Below are 16,347 nucleotides of genomic sequence, written 5' to 3' on the forward strand. Positions count from 1 at the left end.
CCGCGTTCATGCTGGTCGGCCCGGCGGCGGCCGGCAAGGGGCGGACGGGTTCCCGGGCTGTGCGCCAGGTAACAGTTTGAAAACTTCGCCCACGGTCTTGACACGGAGGGGCTTTCAGTAAGAACTTTTACCACTAACAGTTAACACTCTTTTCCGAAAGGTGCCCCATGGTTGATCACGAGGTGGACACCTCCGCGGGGACCGCGGTGGTCGACGCCGGCGCGGTCGACCGGCGGGGGGCGCTCGGGGTCGGCTCCGACGGCGTGCTGGCCCGGGTCCGGGCCGGCGCGGGCGAGCTGACGGGGGCACTGCGCCGCGTCGCTGAGCACGTGCTCAGCGACCCGGAGGCCGCCGCCAGGGCGACCATCGTGGAGCTGGCCGAGCGCAGCGGCACCTCCCCGGCGACGATCACCCGCTTCTGCCGGGCGATGGGCTTCGACGGCTACGCCGACCTGCGACTCGGCATCGCCGCCGAGACCGGCCGGGCCCGCTCCGCCGGCTGGACCGTCGACATCGGACGCGAGATCCAGCCGAGTGACCCCCTCGCCCGGGTGCTCGACCAGATCATGGCCGCCGACACCCGCGCCATGCACGACACCGCCGCGCTGCTCGACCTCGCCGAGGTCGAACGGGCCGCCGTCGCCATCGCCGGGGCGTCCCGGGTGAACATCTTCGGGGCCAGCGGCAGCGCCCTGGTCGGCGAGGAGATGCAGTTCAGCCTGCACCGCATCGGGGTGGCGGCCTGGGCCTGGAACGACGTGCACGAGGGCCTCGCCAGCGCGGCCCTGCTGCGCCAGGGCGACGTGGCGCTCGGCATCTCGCACACCGGCCAGACCCGGGAGACCATCGAGATGCTCGCCGAGGCCGGCAGCCGGGGCGCGACCACCGTGGCGCTGACCGGGTTCCCCCGCTCGCCGCTGGCCGAGCTGGCCGACATCGTGCTGCTCACCGCCAGCCAGGCCACCACCTTCCGCCCCGACGCGCTCTCCGCCCGGCACCCGCAGCTGGTCGTGCTCGACCTGCTCTACATCGCCGTCGCCCAGCGCACCCACGACCGCGCCCACGCGGCCTTCCGGCGTACCGCCCAGGCCGTCGACGGGCACAAGGCCGCGAAGGGGGCCACCGCATGATCAGTGCACAGGGGTACGCCGACGCCGTCCGCCCGGTGCTCGACCGGCTCGTCGACGCCAGCGCCGACGGGATCGGCGCCGCCGCCGACCTGATCACCACCAGCCTGCGCGCCGGCGGGGTGCTCCAGGCGTTCGGCGCCGGCCACTCCGAGGCGTTCGCCGCGGAACTGGTCGCCCGGGCCGGCGGACTGGTGCCCACCAACCGGCTCTCCCTGCACGACCTGGTGCTGCACGGCGACGCCCCGCGCGACGTGCTCGCCGACCCCAAGCTGGAGCGCGATCCCGCCGTCGCCCACCAGCTCTACGTGCTGGCGGCCCCGCAACCACGCGACGTGTTCGTGGTGGCGTCCCAGTCCGGCATCAACGGCTCGGTGGTCGAGCTGGCGACGCTGGTCACCGGACGCGGCCACCCGCTGATCGCGGTCACCTCGGTCGCGCACACCGCACGGGTCGCCCCACGGCACCCGTCCGGCCGGCGCCTCGCCGACCTCGCCGACGTCGTGCTGGACAACGGCGCGCCGTACGGCGACGCACTGCTGCCGCTCGAGGGCGGCGGCGCGGTCTGTGCGGTCTCCTCGGTCACCGCGGCGCTGCTGGCGCAGCTGCTGACCGCCGAGGTCGTACGACGGTTCCACCAGGCCGGGGAGGTACCCCCTATCTACCTCTCCGCCAACGTCCCCGGCGGGGACGAGCACAACCACGCCCTCGAGTCGCGGTACGCCGGGCGCCTCCGGCGCACCGCCTGACCCGAACACACAAGGAGAGACGACGATGTCGATTACCCCCGACAACCCGGCCGACCTGAGCCGCCGGACCGTGCTGCGTCGGGCCGCCGCGGTGGGCCTGCTCGCCACCCCGGCCGCCGGCCTGCTGAGCGCCTGCGCGACCAGCGGCGGCGACGAGAAGAACGAGCAGGTCGCGGGCGGCACCAAGAGCGCCACCAACCCGCTCGGCGTCGCCGAGGACGCCCCCATCGAGGTGGTCATCTTCAACGGTGGCTACGGCGAGAAGTACGCCACCGACGTGCACCAGCCGCTGTACAAGAAGGCGTTCCCGAAGGCCGAGGTCAAGCACCAGTCGACCCAGGCCGTGTCCACGGTGCTCCAGCCGCGGTTCGCCTCGGGCAACCCGCCGGAGTTCGTGAACAACTCCGGCGAGAAGCTGATGGACTTCGGCGCCCTGGTCGCCGACGGCCAGCTTCAGGACCTCACCGAGCTGTGGGACGCCCCCTCGGTCGACGACCCGAACAAGAAGGTCCGCGACACCGTGGTGCCGGGCACCGTCGACGTCGGATCCTTCAACGGCAAGCCGTACGTCCTGTACTACGTCTCCACCGTCTTCGGCATCTGGTACTCGGGCAAGCTGTTCAAGGACAACGGCTGGGCGCCGGCGAAGGACTGGTCGGAGTTCACCGCCCTGCTCGACAAGATCAAGGCCAAGGGCATCACCCCGTACGGCTACGCCGGGGCGAATGCCGCGTACTACCAGTGGAACGTGATCCTCACCCACGCGGCGAAGATCGGCGGCACGGACGTGCTGAAGAACATCGACAACCTGGAGGACGGCGCCTGGCAGCAGGACGCGGTCAAGCAGGCCGCCGAGGCGTGGGCCGAGATCGGCGCCAAGTACGTCGACAAGAGCTTCGAGGGGCTCAAGCACACCGACGTGCAGCTGCGGCAGAACCAGTACAAGCTGGCGTTCTACCCCAGCGGCGACTGGCTGGAGGGCGAGCAGAAGAAGGACACCCCGTCCGGCTTCGAGTACCAGGTCATGCCGGTGCCGAGCCTGTCCGCGTCGGACAAGCTGCCGGCGACGGCGCTGCGGGCGACCGCAGGCGAGGGCTACTTCGTCTCGGCCAAGAGCAAGAACCCCAAGGGCGGCCTGGAGTACATGCGCCAGATGCTCTCGGTGGCCGGCGCGAAGGGCTTCACCGAGGTGGTCAAGGCCCCGACCGTGGTCACCGCCGGCTCGGAGGGCTTCGCCTTCCCGCCCGGCGTGGCCAGCTCGCAGGCCGCGCTCAAGGCCGCCGGGCAGGACGTGTTCAACATCTACTTCGACGGCTGGTACAAGGAGCTCGACACGGAGGTCCGCACGGCCACCAACGAGCTGATGTTCGGCCGGATCAAGGCCGACGCCTTCGCGGAGCGCATCCAGAAGCGCGCCGACGCGATCAAGAAGGACAGCTCCATCACCAAGTTCAAGCGCTGATCGATCGGAGCGTAGGGGTCATGCGGCACGGCAAGTATCCGTTCGTGATCGGGTTCCTCTTCGTCCCGGTCACGCTGTACGTGGTCTTCGTCATCGCGCCGTACGCGCAGGCGTTCCAGATCTCGATGACCAACTGGCGAGGGCTCTCGGCCCCGCAGTGGGTGGGCTTCGACAACTTCCGGAGGTTGTTCGACGACGACAACTTCTGGAAGGCGGTCCAGCACCACGGCGTACTGCTGCTTGCCCTGCCGCTGATCACCATCGCCATCGCGCTGTTCTTCTCGTTCCTGCTCAACGTGGGCGGCAAGAGCAGCGGTGGGCAACGCCAGGGGGTCTGGGGGTCGAAGTTCTACCGGGTGGTGTTCTTCTTCCCCCAGGTCCTGGCGGTGGCCATCATCGCGGTGCTGTTCCAGATGGTCTACCGGCCCAACGAGTCCGGCCTGATCAACGGCGTGCTGATGAAGCTCGGCTTCGACCCGGTGCTCTTCCTGGTCCGGCCGAACCTGGCGCTCTGGTCGATCATCGGCGTGCTGGTCTGGCAGGCGGTGGGCTTCTACGTGGTGCTCTTCTCGGCGGGCATGGCCTCCATCCCCGGCGAGATCTACGAGGCCGCCGAGGTGGACGGGGCGAACCGGGTGACGCTCTTCTTCCGGGTCACCCTGCCGCTGCTCTGGGACACCCTCCAGGTCGCCTGGGTCTACCTGGGCATCGCCGCGTTCGACGCGTTCGCCATCGTCTCGGTGCTCTCGGTGGACGGCGGCGGCCCTGACGGCGCCACCACCGTCCTGGCGATGGAGATCTACCGCAACGCCTTCGTCTACTCGAAGTACGGCTACGCCTCGGCCATGGGCGTGGCGCTGTTCTTCCTCACCCTCACGTTCGCGGCGTTGACGCTGCGGCTGACCAAGCGGGAAAGCGTGGAGTACTGATGAACCCGCAGACGACGCTGCCGCCGACACCGGCGGCGCTACCGCCGAAGACCGTGAAGCCGGGCGCCGCGGGTGGGCGCGGAGGCAGGGGCCGACGGGAGGTACGGCTCCTCGCCAACCTCGGGCACGTGGCGCTCGCGGTCTGGGCGGTGATCGTGATCGTGCCGATCCTCTGGACCTTCCTCGCCTCGTTCAAGAACACCACGGAGATCTTCAGCAGCCCGTGGACCATGCCGGCGGAGCTGCGGTTCGAGAACTACGCCCGGGCGTGGACCAAGGCGAACGTGGGGCGCTACTTCCTCAACAGCGTGATCGTGGTGGCGTGCAGCACCTTCGGCACCATGCTGCTCGGCTCGATGGCCGCGTACGTGCTGGCGCGCTACAAGTTCTGGGGCAACCGGGCGATCTACTACCTGTTCGTCTCGGGGCTGGCGTTCCCGGTCTTCCTGGCCCTCGTACCGCTCTTCTTCGTGGTGAAGAACCTGGGGCTGCTGGACACCCACACCGGGGTGGTACTGGTCTACATCGCCTACTCGCTGCCGTTCACGGTGTTCTTCCTGGCCGCGTTCTTCAAGACGCTGCCGTCGTCGGTCGCCGAGGCGGGGATGATCGACGGCTGCTCGCACACCCGGCTCTTCTTCCAGGTGATGATGCCGATGGCGAAGCCGGGCCTGATCAGCGTCGGGATCTTCAACATCATCGGCCAGTGGGGGCAGTACCAGCTGCCGCTCGTGCTGCTCTCCAACGCCAAGGACAAGTGGGTGCTCACCCAGGGCATCGCGGACATCTCGGTGAACGCCGGCTACGAGGCGGACTGGTCCGGCCTCTTCGCCGCCCTGACCATCGCCATCCTCCCGATGATCGTCGTGTACGCGATCTTCCAGCGCCAGATCCAGTCCGGTCTCACCTCCGGCGCGGTGAAGTAGATCCGGGCGGGTCAGGGGTGCCAGGAACGCCACAGGGCGGCGTACGGGCCGTCGGCCCGGACCAGCTCGTCGTGACTGCCGAGCTCGGTGATCCGGCCCCCCTCCAGCACCGCCACCCGGTCGGCGTCGTGGGCGGTGTTGAGGCGGTGCGCGATCGCGATGACGGTCCGCCCGGTGAGCAGGGCGGCCAGGGCCCGCTCGGTGCGCCGGGCGGTGGTCGGGTCGAGAGCGGCGGTCGCCTCGTCGAGGATCAGCGTGTGCGGGTCGGCGAGCACCAGCCGGGCCAGCGCGAGTTGCTGGGCCTCGGCCGCCCCGAGCTGGTGCGCCCCGTCGCCGAGGAGGGTGTCGAGGCCGTCGGGCAGGCGGGCGTACCAGTCGGCGCCGACCGTGGCCAGCGCCGCGCGCATCCGGTCGTCGGAGGCGTCCGGGGCGGCGAACGCGAGGTTGTCGCGTAGCGAGCCGATGAAGACGTGGTGCTCCTGGGTGACCAGGGCGATGCGCCGCCGGCGCTCGGCCGGGTCCAGGTCGGTCACGGGGCAGCCGCCGACGCTGACGACCCCCTCCCGGGGCGTGTCGATCCCGGCGAGCAGCCGCGCCAGGGTGGACTTCCCGGCCCCTGACGGCCCGACGAGCGCCAACCGCTCGCCGGGCCGCACCTCGAGGTCGATGCCGTGCAGCACGTCGGGTCCGCCGCCGTACGCGAACCGGGCTCCCCGGACGACCAGCCGCTCGTCCACCGGCGCGGCGGCCCCGCCGGGCCGCTCCGGCGGCACCTGGCCGACGCCGAGCACCCGGGCGAACGAGGCGAAGCCGCGCTGCGCCTGCTCCGTCCACTGGAGGATCCGGTCCAGCGGCTCGATCGCCTGCTGCAGATAGAGCGTGGCGGTGACCACCGCGCCGAGGGACACCTCGCCCCGGGTGAGCAGGAGCCCACCGACCAGCAGCAGCGCGGCCACGGGCAGCGGGTAGCTGGCCTCCACCACGGTGAAGAACACGGTGCGCAGCGCCAGGGTCGCCCGCCGGGCACGCCAGACCCGGGCGATGCGCGCGGTGCCGTGCCCGATCCGTTCGTCGGCGAGGCGCAACGCCTCGACCGTACGGGCGCCCTCCGCAGTGGTCGTCAGCGTCTCGGTCAGCTCGGCGGCGGCGGCCCCCTCGGCCAGGTACGCCGGGCTGGCGCGCCGCAGGTACCACCGGGTCACCAGCGCGATCGTCGGCAGCCCGGCGAGCGCGGCCAGCCCGAGCAGCGGGTGCAGCAGGAACACCGCGCCGAACAGCAGCGTCAGCTGCACCGAGGCGATGACGATGGTGGGCACCACGTCCCGGACGGTGGTGCCGACCGTCGCCACGTCGACCGAGCTGCGGGTCGCCAGGTCCCCGGAGCCGGCGCGCTCGACGACGCCGACGGACAGGTTCAGTGTGCGCTCGACGAACTCCTCGCGCAGCCGGGCCACGGCGCGCTCGCCGAAGCGGTGGCCGGCGTACCGCGCGTACCGCGACAGCAGCGTCTGGACCAGCACGGCCCCGCCGATCGCAAGGGCGAGCCGGTCGACGGTGGCGACGCCGGCTCCGGCGGACACCCGGTCGACGATGGTGCCGAGCAGCCACGGCGGGGCGAGCCCGGCGACCGTGGCGGTGGCGTGCAGCGCCAGCACGACCGCGACGGCGCGTCGGTCCCGGGCGATCAGCCGGCGCGTCGCCCGGCGCACGGTGGCCCGGTCGGCGACCGGCAGCCCGCTCACCGCAGCGCCTGCTCGGCGTCGGCGTCGCCACGGGCCACGAGCCGCCGGTAGTCCGGGTCCCGGTCGAGCAGGTCGGCGTGGGTGCCGGTGGCGGCGACCCGCCCCGCGACCAGGTGCGCGACCTCGTCGGCCCGCCCCAGCAGCAGCGGTGAGGTGGTGAGCACGAGGGTCGTCCGTCCGGCCCGCGCGCGGCGCAGCCGCTCGGCGATCCGCGCTTCGGTGTGCGCGTCCACCGCCGAGGTCGGCTCGACGAGGATCAGCACCTCCGGTTCGGCGAGCAACGCCCGGGCCAGCCGGATCCGTTGCCGCTGCCCGCCGGAGAGGGAGCGGGCGCGGGTGTCCAGCGGGGTGTCGAGCCCGCGCGGCAGGGCGTCGACGACGTCCTCGGCCGACGCGGCGTGCAGGGCGGAGGCGATCCGCTCGCGGTCACCGTCGGGCCGGGTCCCGCGCAGCACCTCCCACAGTGTCCCGGCGAACAGGTACGCGTCGTGGTCGGCGACCAGGATGCGGGCCCGCACCTGCTCCAGCCCGACGCCGGTCAGCGGCACGCCGCCCCAGGTGGCGTCGCTGACGGTGTACCGGCCGAGCCGGTCCGCCAGCGCGAGGGCGTCGGCCGGGTCGGCGGCGGCGAGAGCGGTGAGGCGGCCGGCCCGGACGGTCAGCCCGCTCGACCGGTCGTGCAGGTCGGCGGGGCCGCCGGGGGCCGCGAGCGGGCCAGCGGGGGCCGGGACCGGGATGGCGGGGTTGCCGGGGGCCGTGAGCGGGGTGGCGGGGCCGGCGGGGGCCGGTACCGGGGTGGGGCTGGCCGGCTGCCGGCTGCCGGGAACCGTCGCCACGCCGGCGCGGGTGGGTGTGTCGCGCGGCCCGCCGACGTCGTCCGGCGTGACGGCGAGCAGGGCGACGATCCGGCGGGCCGCGACCCGGCCCCGGATCAGCTGGTGGCCGCCCTCCAGCAGGAACCAGACCGGCACGACGAGTGTCGCGACGTAGCCGTAGACGGCGACCAGCTCCCCGACGCTGATGTCGCCGGTGACCGTCATCCGGGCTGACAGCCACACCACCGCAGCGAGGAACAGCCCGGGGACGGCCACCGTCGCCGCGTCGATCCAGCTGTTCACGGCGCCGACCCGGTATCCCTCGACGAGCAGGTCGCGGGAGCGGGCCGCGTACCGGCGGGCGAACAGGCCCCGGCCGCCCACCCCGGCGAGCACCCGCAGCCCGGCCACGATGTCGCCCGACCGGGCGGTCAGCTCACCCTGCTGCTGCCGGTAGACCGACTCCGCCCGTTCCAACCGGCGCAGCAGGGGAGCGACGACCAGGACGACCGACGGCACGCCCACCAGCACGCAGAGCGCGAGCAGGGGCGAGATCGACCAGAGCACGACGGCGACGACGAGGTACGCGACCACCGCGCCGACGCCGGGCCCGGTCACCGTCATCACCTGTGCCGCCCGGTCGATGTCGGTGCCGCCGACCGTGGCCACCTCGCCCGCCGCGGCCCGGCGCGGCAGTACGGCGCCGACCCGGGACAGCTGGCGGAGCACCACGGCGGCGGAGCGCGCCTTCGCGTCCTCCCGGATGAAGGTCATCGTGCGGTGCCGCATGATGCCCAGCCAGGACAGCGCCACGCCGGCGACGACGATCGCCGCCACCCACAGGGCCAGAGCCCGGGTGTCGCCGGTGCGCAGTCCGTCGTCCACGGCGCGGGAGATCAGGTAGGGCCGGACCGACAGGGCGGTCATCCAGGCCGTGCCGAACAGGCTGCCGCGCAGCACCCGCCACGGCTGGCAGCGGACCAGCCACCACAGGTACCGCAACGGGCCCCGGACGTCCGGAGTGCCGGGCTCGGGATGGGGGATCCGTGGTGGCACCGGCCTACGCTAACGAGCCGGGCACCGCCGCACCGCCCCGTTTCCGCCGAACCGCCCGCCGACGTCTCGTCCGGCGGTCGCGGCCGACCCGCTCGGCCCGGGGGACGGCGGCGGGTGAAGTGTCGCAGGGGCGAGGCAGAATCGCATCCGTGCTGGTGGCGGTGGTCTCGGACGAGCGGGGCGGGGGAGCGCTGCAACCCCTCGACGCCGCCGGGCTGCCCGCCGGCCCGGTGCGGCCGGTCACCGACCTGGCCGCCGCCGTCGCGGCGTGCGAGGCGGCGGAACGGCCGCGTTGGGTGTGGGCCTGCGGCGCGACGCTCTACCCGGCCCTGCTGCGCGCCGGGGTGCGGGTCGAGCGCTGCCACGACGTCGAGCTGACCGAGGCCCTGCTGCTCGGGCACGCCGGCCGCTGGGGCGAGCCCCGCTCGTTCGCGGCGGCCTGGGCCCGGCTGACCGGCGCGCCGGTGCCGGCCGATCCGCCGCCGCGCCCGGCCGCGCCGCCCGGGCACGGCCAGGGCGCGCTCTTCGACGCCCTGCCCGGCCCGCCGGGCCCCGGCGTCGAGGCCCTGACCAAGGTGTACGCCGACCAGCTCGCCCGGATCGCCGTGACCGAGCACCCCGGCCGGTTCCGCCTGCTGGTCGCCGCGGAGTCGGCCGGCGCGCTCGTCGCGGCGGAGATGGGGGCGGCCGGGCTGCCCTGGCGGGTCGACGTGCACGACGAGATCCTCGCCGAACTGCTCGGCGAGCCGTCGCCGGTGGGCGGCCCGCCGCGCCGGCTGGCCGAGCTGGCCGCGCGGATCGCCGACGCGTTCGGCGTACGCCAACTGCACGCCGACTCCCCGGCGGAGCTGTTGCGGGCGTTCGCCCGGGCCGGCGTGGAGCTGCCCAACACCCGGGCCTGGGTGCTGCGCGGGGTGGACCACCCGGCGGTGCCGCTGGTCCTGGAATACAAGGAGCTCTACCGGATCTGGACGGCGCACGGCTGGGCGTGGCGCGACGCCTGGGTGCGCGACGGCCGGTTCCAGCCGGAGTACGTCCCGGGCGGGGTCGTCTCCGGCCGCTGGGCGACCCGGGGCGGCGGCGCGTTGCAGATCCCCAAGGTGATCCGGCGGGCGGTGGTCGCCGATCCGGGCTGGCGGTTCGTGGTCGCCGACGCCGGCCAGCTGGAGCCGAGGGTGCTCGCCGCGGTCTCGGGTGACGCCCGGCTCGCCGCCGCCGGTGGTGCCGGTGACCTCTACGCCGCCCTCGCCCAGGACGCCTTCGACGGCGACCGTCCACGGGCCAAGGTGGCGCTGCTGGGCGCCATGTACGGGCAGACCGGCGGTGCCGCGGTGCCGGCGCTGGCGGTGCTGCGGCGCAGCTACCCGACGGCCTTCGGCTACGTGGAGGCGGCCGCCCGCACCGGGGAGGCCGGCGGCCTGGTGCGTTCCTGGCTCGGGCGCACCTGCCCGCCCGGCACGGCCGGGTTCGGCGATCCCGACGCCGACCTGCCCGTCGGCGGCGACGACCCGCAGTCGCCGCGGGCCCGGGCGGCCCGGTCCCGGGGGCGGTTCACCCGCAACTTCGTCATCCAGGCCACCGCCGCCGAGTGGGCCTCGACCCTGCTGGCGACGTTGCGCGGTCAGCTCGCCGGCACCGGTGCCGAGCTGGTCTTCTTCCAGCACGACGAGGTGGTCGTGCACTGCCCGGCGGAGCGGGCCGACGCGGTCGCCGACGCCGTCGCCCGGTGCGGGGAGCAGGCCACGGCGCTGCTCTTCGGCGACACCCCGGTCCGCTTCCCGCTGGACCTGTCCGTCGTCGACTGCTACGCCGACGCGGCCTGACGGGGCGCGTCGCCCACCCGCCACCGTCTGCGTGGGCAGGCACCTGCCGGGTCAGGAGACGCCGGAGTCGGGGTTGGCGGCGTCCCACGCGTGCCGCGACTGCGCGATGGCGTCCTTGTGCGCCAGCGACCAGTCCGCCAACTGCCTGACCAGGTGCGTGAGGCTCCGCCCGCGCTCGGTCAGCTCGTAAGTGACGGTCACCGGGACGGTCGGGTACGCGGTGCGCAGCACCAGCCCGTCGCGTTCCAGCCGGCGCAGGGTCAGGGTCAGCATCCGCTGCGAGATGCCGTGGATGGCCCGTTGCAGCTCCCGGAACCGCCGGACGCCCGAGGAGAGCTCGACGATCGCGAGCACCGACCACTTGTCGCCGATGCGGTCGAGCACGTCGCGGATCCCGCAGTCGGGGTGCTCGGGCAGGCCGCAGGGCGCCAGCGCGTCGGTTACCGCCGTGTGCCCTGCCGACATCGAAGTGCCTCCTTGTGACCGCGTTCGTGGTTCCCGACGATGAGGCTAGTTCCGATTCGGTACCACCGAAAGGCTCGCCACATGCTGCTGGTCACCGGTGCCTCCGGGCACCTGGGTTCCCTCATCCACGCCGGGCTGGTCGAGCGGGGGCTCGCCCCGCTCGCCGGCACCCGTACGCCCGGCCGCTTCGGCGACGCCGGGCGTCGCGTGGACTTCGACGACCCGGCGGGGCCGGACCTGGCGGGCGTACGCGTGCTGGTGCTGGTCTCCGCCGGCTACGGCGAGGACGACGTCGTCCTCGCCCGCCACGACCGGGCGATCGCGGCCGCCGAGCGGCACGGGGTGCGGCACGTGGTCTACACGAGCCTGATCGGCGCCGGCGACCACCTGGCCTTCGCGCTCGCGCACCGGTGGACCGAGCGTCGGCTCAGGGGGAGTCGCCTGGGCTGGACGATCCTGCGCAACGGGCTCTACGCCGAGCTGTTCGGGCAGTTGGCCGCCCCGGTCGGCGGCGCGGTCACGGCCCCGTTCGGCGCGGGAGCGCTGGCGGCGGTGGCCCGGCAGGACCTGGCCGACGCCGCCGTGCGGGTGGCCGCCGACCCCGCCGCGCACCACGGCCGCACGTACGAGCTGACCGGGCCGGTCGCGCTCACCGCCGCGGGTCTCGCCGCCGAACTGGGGGTGCCCTACCGCCCGGAGCCGCTGGGCGTCCGGCGCGCCGCGCTGTCGGGCGCGGGCCTGCTGCCCTTCCAGCCGGCCATGCTCATGTCGATCTACTCCGCCACGGCGGGCGGCTTCCTCGGGCGGACCCACGGCGACCTGGCGTGCCTGCTGGCGCGCCCGCCCCGCGACCCGATGCCGCTGGCGGTCGCCGCCGCCGGTCAGGTTCAGCCCCGGTAACAGTTGCACTATTTTCCCTTTTCGCCCCGCTACCCGGTCCGCCTTGTCCTCGTTGCTCCCGATGTCCGTACGACGGAGCGGGCCGTGCCCTCGTGCCACGGCCCGCTCCACGGTGGAGGGGGCCCAGCTGAACCGGATCGCAGGAATGATCATCGCCGCGGGTGGGGGGCGCCGCATCGGCGGCCCGGAGGCCCTGCTGCACCAGGGGGAGAAGCCCCTGGTGAACCAGATGATCGACACGATGACCGAGGCGGGCTGCGAGCGGATCGTGGTCGTGCTCGGCGCCGCCGCCGACCAGGTCCGCGAGACGGCGGACCTGAGCCGGACCACGGTGGTGATCAACAGGGCGTGGGGGACCGGCGTCGGCTCGTCCATCCGGGCCGGCCTGGCCGCGCTCGACGACGACGGCATCGAGGCGGTCGTGGTGGTGCCGGTCGACATGCCCGGCCTGACCGCCGCCGCCGTACGCCGGGTGGTCGCGCTGCCCTACCCCGACGTGCTGGTCTGCGCGACCTACGACGGGCTGCGCGGCTACCCGATGCTGTTCGGACGCCGGCACTGGTCCGGCATCGCCACCCTGGCCAGCGCGGACGTCGGCGCCCGGCCCTACCTGCTGGCGCACAAGGATCAGATCGTCGACATCTCCTGCGACTCGGTGGCCGACGGCAGCCGGGTCGACACCCCGGAGCTGATGGCGCTCTACGGGCTGACCGTCCCGCCCCAGCGCGTCGGCGTCTGACCCGCCCCCACAGCGGCTGGCCCCCCTCCGCTAGCGTCGGCCGGGCGCGGCTTGCGTCGCGCGACGCCGGCCGGCCGCGGCCCGGCGGCGGGGGAGGCTCGATGGTCGCCACGATGGTCCGGCACGCAACCGGGACGGGCGTCGCCTGGCTGATGTGCGTCGCCGAAGGGCTCCTCGGGTATCTGGCGCTGTTCACGTTCGCCCTGTTCACTCCCGGCTCCGACCAGGGCGGGCCGCTGGCCGGCCCGGTCATGGTGCTGGGCGCCGCCCTCCTGGGTGCCGTCCTGGTGCCGCTGGCGGTTGCGCCGGCGGTCGCGATCGCCGAGGCCACCCTCGCCCGCCGTGGTGCGTCCGCCCGCACGCTGGCCGCCTGCGGCACGGCCGCACTGCTCCTCGGGCTGTACGCCGCCGGCATCGCGGCGGCCACCGGGGCGACCGTCGCCAGCGCGGCGCTGGGCTGGTTGCTCACGACGGTGTTCGTGCTCTGCCCCGTCGTGGCCTACGCGAGCGTCGTGCGCGGGGCGCGGGCGGTGACCGGACGGCTGGCCCGGTACAGCGGCAGCGATCCGCCCGCCCCGGTCACGTCTCCGCAGCAGAGCCCTGGCGATCGCGAGGACCCGGTGACCGGGTCCCGCCCGGCGACCGACCTCGTCCCCGCTGACGTGCTGGCCGAGCAGCTCACCCACAACATCCTCAACGGGGTGACCGGCGGCATCTGGCGTACCCGCCGCGACGGGCGGCCGGCGATTCTGAAGCTGGTCACCCCGCCCGGGCGCCCCGGGCCGGCGCACTGGGCCGGCAGCGACGAGCCGGGGCACTGGAACTACTGGCGCCGCGAGGTCGAGGCGTACCGCAGCGGGCTGGCCGCCGCCGCGTACGCCGACGCCGGGCTGGCCGCGCCGGCGGCGCTGGCGGTCGAGGACCGGCCGGACGGCTCGGTCGCGCTGTGGCTGCCCGAGGTGGCCGGTCGGCCGGGCATCGCCTGCACGCCCGCCGACCTCGGCGAGGTGGCCGTCCGGCTCGGCGCCGGGCACGCCCGGTGGCTCGGCGACCCCGAGGCGCGGGAACTGGCGCCCGACGGTCGCCCGCCGGGCTGGTTGGCGCGCGACTGGTTGCGTGACTACACGCTGAGCCGCCCGGTGGCCGCGCCGGTGCCGTGGGAGCACCCGGTCGCCGTCGCCGCCTGGCCGCGCCCCCTGCGCGACGCGCTGCGGGTGCTGTGGGAGCGGCGGCACGACGTGCTGGCAGCCACCGACAGGCTGCCGCGTACGCTCTGCCACCACGACTGCTGGCCGATGAACCTGGTGTTCGCCGCCGACGGCCCGGTGCTGCTGGACTGGTCCGGCGTCGGCCCGGGGCCCCTCGGCGAGGACGCGGCCAACCTGGTGCTGGACACGTTCCTCGACGGGCTGGTCGACGTCGCGCTGCTCGACGAGGTGGCCGCCACCGTGCTCGACCGGTACGCCGAGGGGCTGCGCGGCGCCGTCGCGTCGGGGGAGGTGGCCCGTGCCGTCCGGCTCACCGGGGCGGCGAAGTACTTCTGGCTGGCGCCGATGATGCTCGGTCGGCTGGGCCGGTCCGCCATCAGCGGCACCTACGACGCCCGCGACGAGGCGGAGATGATGGCGGGCCGCCGACCCGTGCTGGAGTTGCTGGCCCGCTGGGCCGCCGAGCCGTGGGACTGATGGACGGGGGAGAGCCGTCAGACGTCGATGTTGAAGCGTTGCAGCACCGACGGGGCGACCAGCCCGGCCGCCGCGAGCACCGAGATCGCGGTCAGTACGGTCCGGACGACCACCACCTCGGTCTTGCCGCCGGCGCGCAGGGCGATCTTGTTCGGCAGCCCGATCGGCGTCCACATCCGACGCTTGATCGGGATGGGCCAGAGGATGGGCACCCCGGCCCGGGTGATCATGTCGCCGAGGATGTGCACGAAGCAGCCCACCCCCACGGCGGTGCCGATCAGCGGGTAGCCCCGGCCGCCGGGCAGGTTGGCGAAGGTGTACCAGGCGGCGGCGGCCGAGGCGAGGGTGACGATGACCCAGCCGGCGCGCTCGGCCCACTTGTCGAACAGGCCGCGCAGCGCCAGCCCGAACATGAAGAAGAGGATGCCGATGACGGCCCACTTGCCGTACGCGGCGCAGAGCGTGGTGGTGCCCCAGCCGACCAGCAGGGTGAACGGGATGGTGTGGGTCAGGGTGCGGTGGCCGTTGTTGCGGCGCGGGTCCTTGCTGAGCTTCGTGGCGTAGTAGACCCCGAGCGAGACCTTCTCCATCACCTCGGCGATGAAGAGCGAGAACACGCCGAAGGTGCGGGCGACGGTCGCCCCGCCCTGGTTGCGGGTCACCTTGCCGGAAAGGTCCAGGTCGGGGAAGAGCGCCCCGCCCGCGCAGACGGCGGTCCCGACGGCGAGTTCCAGCGGCGACTGGTGGTAGTCGGCGAACTGTTGCAGCGCCCAGGATCCGGTCAGCCACACCGCCGCGCCGGACAGCGCGTGGGACGGTCCCATCATGTCGGCTCACCCTCCCCAGGGATCTTGAGCGCCAAAACTACGCCACTGTAGTTCGCCGGTGCGGCGCAGGGGCATCACCCGGACGGTCCACCTGGGACAGTGCCGGGAGGGGATGGGTGACGCTGGGCGTACCGGCAGGAAGTATGCCGTGCCGGGCGGCGGTCGCGGGCCGGTCTGTCGGCCACCCGACGGGAGGGGGCTCCTCAGCGGGCGGCACCGACGGCGAGCAGATTCCCCTCGGGGATGGTGATCGTCCGGCGGGTCTCGCCGAGCCGGGCGGCGGCGCGCCGGGCCTGCGTCGGGCCGTGCTCCCGGCCGGCCGTCGCGTACGTGCCGGCGGTCCGGGCGGCGATGGTCGCCCAGCCGTACCGCCGGCCGACCATGGTGCGCGCCTGCCGGGCCACCCGCCGCGCGAAGACCTCGTCGCCGAGGAGCTGGTCGACCGCCTCGCCGAGGGCGTCCGGGTCGCTGTGCGGGAACGTCACCCCGGTCACGCCCGGCTCGACGATCTCGGCGAGGCCGCCGGTGCGGGCCACGGCCAGCGGCGCGCCGGCCGCCGCGGCCTCCAGGGCGACCATCCCGAACGGCTCGTAGAGGCTGGGCACCACGGTCGCGTCGGTCGCGCCGAGCAGCGCGGGCAGCCGGGTCGAGTCCAGGAAACCCGCGAAGCGTACGGTCTGGGAGAGCGCGAGGCGTCGGGTCTCCTCCTCCAGCTCGGAGCGGTAGGGGCCGTCGCCCGCGATGACCACCCGCAGCCCGGGGTGCCGCTCGCGCAGGTACGGCACGGCGTGCACCAGGTGCTGCACGCCCTTCTCGTAGACCAGCCGGCCGGCGTACCCGACGAGCGGGCCGTCCCCGGCGAAGCGGGCCCGGGCGGCGGTGACCGCCCCCGGCCGGGCCCGCCAGGCCCGGTCGTCGACCCCGTTGGGCACCACGTCGATCTGCCCGGACGGCACGTCGAAGAGCGTGGTGACCTGGTCGCGCATGTAGCCGGAGCAGGCGATCACCCGGACGGAGGCGTTGCTCAGCCAGTGCTCGACGCCGTGGATGGTGCGGTTCATCTCCTCCGGCAGCCAGCCCTGGTGCCGGCCGGCCTCGGTGG

The 16,347-nt window shown here is 74.0% G+C and carries 14 protein-coding genes; 9 read left to right on the forward strand and 5 right to left on the reverse strand.

Annotated features, from left to right (window positions below; all coding sequences use genetic code 11):
- Nucleotides 1–167: 167 nt before the first annotated feature.
- The 5 genes from ACTMS2_RS27885 to ACTMS2_RS27905 are packed head-to-tail and all read left to right on the forward strand — an operon-like array spanning nt 168 to nt 5,193.
- Entirely contained in the window at nt 168–1,130 is a 963-nt protein-coding gene (locus ACTMS2_RS27885) for a MurR/RpiR family transcriptional regulator (RefSeq protein WP_441178045.1), read from the forward strand.
- Nucleotides 1,127–1,876 (forward strand): sugar isomerase domain-containing protein, encoded by a 750-nt coding sequence (locus ACTMS2_RS27890; protein WP_441178046.1) that lies wholly within the window; start codon nt 1,127–1,129, stop codon nt 1,874–1,876. The genes ACTMS2_RS27885 and ACTMS2_RS27890 overlap by 4 nt, the downstream gene beginning before the upstream one ends.
- A gap of 25 nt (nt 1,877–1,901) precedes the next feature.
- Complete coding sequence (ngcE, locus tag ACTMS2_RS27895; protein WP_441178047.1) at nt 1,902–3,338, forward strand: N-acetylglucosamine/diacetylchitobiose ABC transporter substrate-binding protein; 1,437 nt, start codon at nt 1,902–1,904, stop codon at nt 3,336–3,338.
- A gap of 20 nt (nt 3,339–3,358) precedes the next feature.
- The gene (locus ACTMS2_RS27900) at nt 3,359–4,267 is read left to right on the forward strand and encodes a carbohydrate ABC transporter permease (RefSeq protein WP_088999454.1); all 909 of its coding nucleotides are present in this window, start codon (nt 3,359–3,361) and stop codon (nt 4,265–4,267) included.
- Entirely contained in the window at nt 4,267–5,193 is a 927-nt protein-coding gene (locus ACTMS2_RS27905) for a carbohydrate ABC transporter permease (protein WP_425692089.1), read from the forward strand. The genes ACTMS2_RS27900 and ACTMS2_RS27905 overlap by 1 nt, the downstream gene beginning before the upstream one ends.
- Before the next feature lie 11 nt (nt 5,194–5,204).
- On the opposite strand, the gene ACTMS2_RS27910 is transcribed toward ACTMS2_RS27905, so the two are convergent.
- A complete protein-coding gene (locus ACTMS2_RS27910; protein WP_441178048.1) occupies nt 5,205–6,935 on the reverse strand; it encodes an ABC transporter ATP-binding protein in 1,731 nt (576 codons plus the stop codon).
- A complete protein-coding gene (locus tag ACTMS2_RS27915; protein ID WP_441178058.1) occupies nt 6,932–8,710 on the reverse strand; it encodes an ABC transporter transmembrane domain-containing protein in 1,779 nt (592 codons plus the stop codon). The genes ACTMS2_RS27910 and ACTMS2_RS27915 overlap by 4 nt, the downstream gene beginning before the upstream one ends.
- 215 nt (nt 8,711–8,925) lie before the next feature.
- On the opposite strand from ACTMS2_RS27915, the gene ACTMS2_RS27920 reads away from it, so the two are divergent.
- Nucleotides 8,926–10,629: a bifunctional 3'-5' exonuclease/DNA polymerase gene (locus tag ACTMS2_RS27920; protein ID WP_441178049.1), complete on the forward strand. Its 1,704-nt coding sequence runs from the start codon at nt 8,926–8,928 to the stop codon at nt 10,627–10,629.
- A gap of 51 nt (nt 10,630–10,680) precedes the next feature.
- Here ACTMS2_RS27920 and ACTMS2_RS27925 read toward each other — a convergent pair whose 3' ends face one another.
- The gene (locus ACTMS2_RS27925; protein ID WP_357719929.1) at nt 10,681–11,094 is read right to left on the reverse strand and encodes a winged helix-turn-helix transcriptional regulator; all 414 of its coding nucleotides are present in this window, start codon (nt 11,092–11,094) and stop codon (nt 10,681–10,683) included.
- 81 nt (nt 11,095–11,175) lie between these two features.
- Between ACTMS2_RS27925 and ACTMS2_RS27930 the strand changes: the two genes are divergently transcribed.
- The 3 genes from ACTMS2_RS27930 to ACTMS2_RS27940 all read left to right on the forward strand — a co-directional run bounded on the left by ACTMS2_RS27930 (nt 11,176) and on the right by ACTMS2_RS27940 (nt 14,418).
- On the forward strand, nt 11,176–11,994 hold the full coding sequence (locus ACTMS2_RS27930) for an NAD(P)H-binding protein (protein ID WP_441178050.1): 819 nt from the start codon (nt 11,176–11,178) through the stop codon (nt 11,992–11,994).
- A 145-nt stretch (nt 11,995–12,139) separates the two neighbouring features.
- Entirely contained in the window at nt 12,140–12,733 is a 594-nt protein-coding gene (locus ACTMS2_RS27935; protein WP_088999460.1) for a nucleotidyltransferase family protein, read from the forward strand.
- 101 nt (nt 12,734–12,834) lie between these two features.
- Nucleotides 12,835–14,418 (forward strand): phosphotransferase, encoded by a 1,584-nt coding sequence (locus ACTMS2_RS27940; protein ID WP_441178051.1) that lies wholly within the window; start codon nt 12,835–12,837, stop codon nt 14,416–14,418.
- Between the two features lie 17 nt (nt 14,419–14,435).
- Here the strand turns inward: ACTMS2_RS27940 and ACTMS2_RS27945 are convergent, their stop codons facing one another.
- Complete coding sequence (locus tag ACTMS2_RS27945; RefSeq protein WP_101411499.1) at nt 14,436–15,245, reverse strand: metal-dependent hydrolase; 810 nt, start codon at nt 15,243–15,245, stop codon at nt 14,436–14,438.
- Between the two features lie 203 nt (nt 15,246–15,448).
- Nucleotides 15,449–16,347 (reverse strand): glycosyltransferase family 4 protein (locus tag ACTMS2_RS27950; protein ID WP_441178052.1); only part of this gene is annotated, 899 nt, incomplete at its 5' end.

This window comes from Micromonospora sp. SD12, from assembly GCF_052068495.1.
Classification (GTDB): Bacteria; Actinomycetota; Actinomycetes; order Mycobacteriales; family Micromonosporaceae; genus Micromonospora; species Micromonospora echinofusca.

Excerpts from the sequence above, each read along its gene's own strand:
- ACTMS2_RS27885 (WP_441178045.1), top strand. The coding sequence starts at position 168 with ATGGTTGATCACGAGGTGGACACCTCCGCGGGGACCGCGGTGGTCGAC.
- ACTMS2_RS27890 (WP_441178046.1), top strand. The coding sequence starts at position 1,127 with ATGATCAGTGCACAGGGGTACGCCGACGCCGTCCGCCCGGTGCTCGAC.
- ngcE (WP_441178047.1), top strand. The coding sequence starts at position 1,902 with ATGTCGATTACCCCCGACAACCCGGCCGACCTGAGCCGCCGGACCGTG.
- ACTMS2_RS27900 (WP_088999454.1), top strand. The coding sequence starts at position 3,359 with ATGCGGCACGGCAAGTATCCGTTCGTGATCGGGTTCCTCTTCGTCCCG.
- ACTMS2_RS27905 (WP_425692089.1), top strand. The coding sequence starts at position 4,267 with ATGAACCCGCAGACGACGCTGCCGCCGACACCGGCGGCGCTACCGCCG.
- ACTMS2_RS27925 (WP_357719929.1), bottom strand. The coding sequence starts at position 11,094 with ATGTCGGCAGGGCACACGGCGGTAACCGACGCGCTGGCGCCCTGCGGC.
- ACTMS2_RS27930 (WP_441178050.1), top strand. The coding sequence starts at position 11,176 with ATGCTGCTGGTCACCGGTGCCTCCGGGCACCTGGGTTCCCTCATCCAC.
- ACTMS2_RS27935 (WP_088999460.1), top strand. The coding sequence starts at position 12,140 with ATGATCATCGCCGCGGGTGGGGGGCGCCGCATCGGCGGCCCGGAGGCC.
- ACTMS2_RS27940 (WP_441178051.1), top strand. The coding sequence starts at position 12,835 with ATGGTCGCCACGATGGTCCGGCACGCAACCGGGACGGGCGTCGCCTGG.
- ACTMS2_RS27945 (WP_101411499.1), bottom strand. The coding sequence starts at position 15,245 with ATGATGGGACCGTCCCACGCGCTGTCCGGCGCGGCGGTGTGGCTGACC.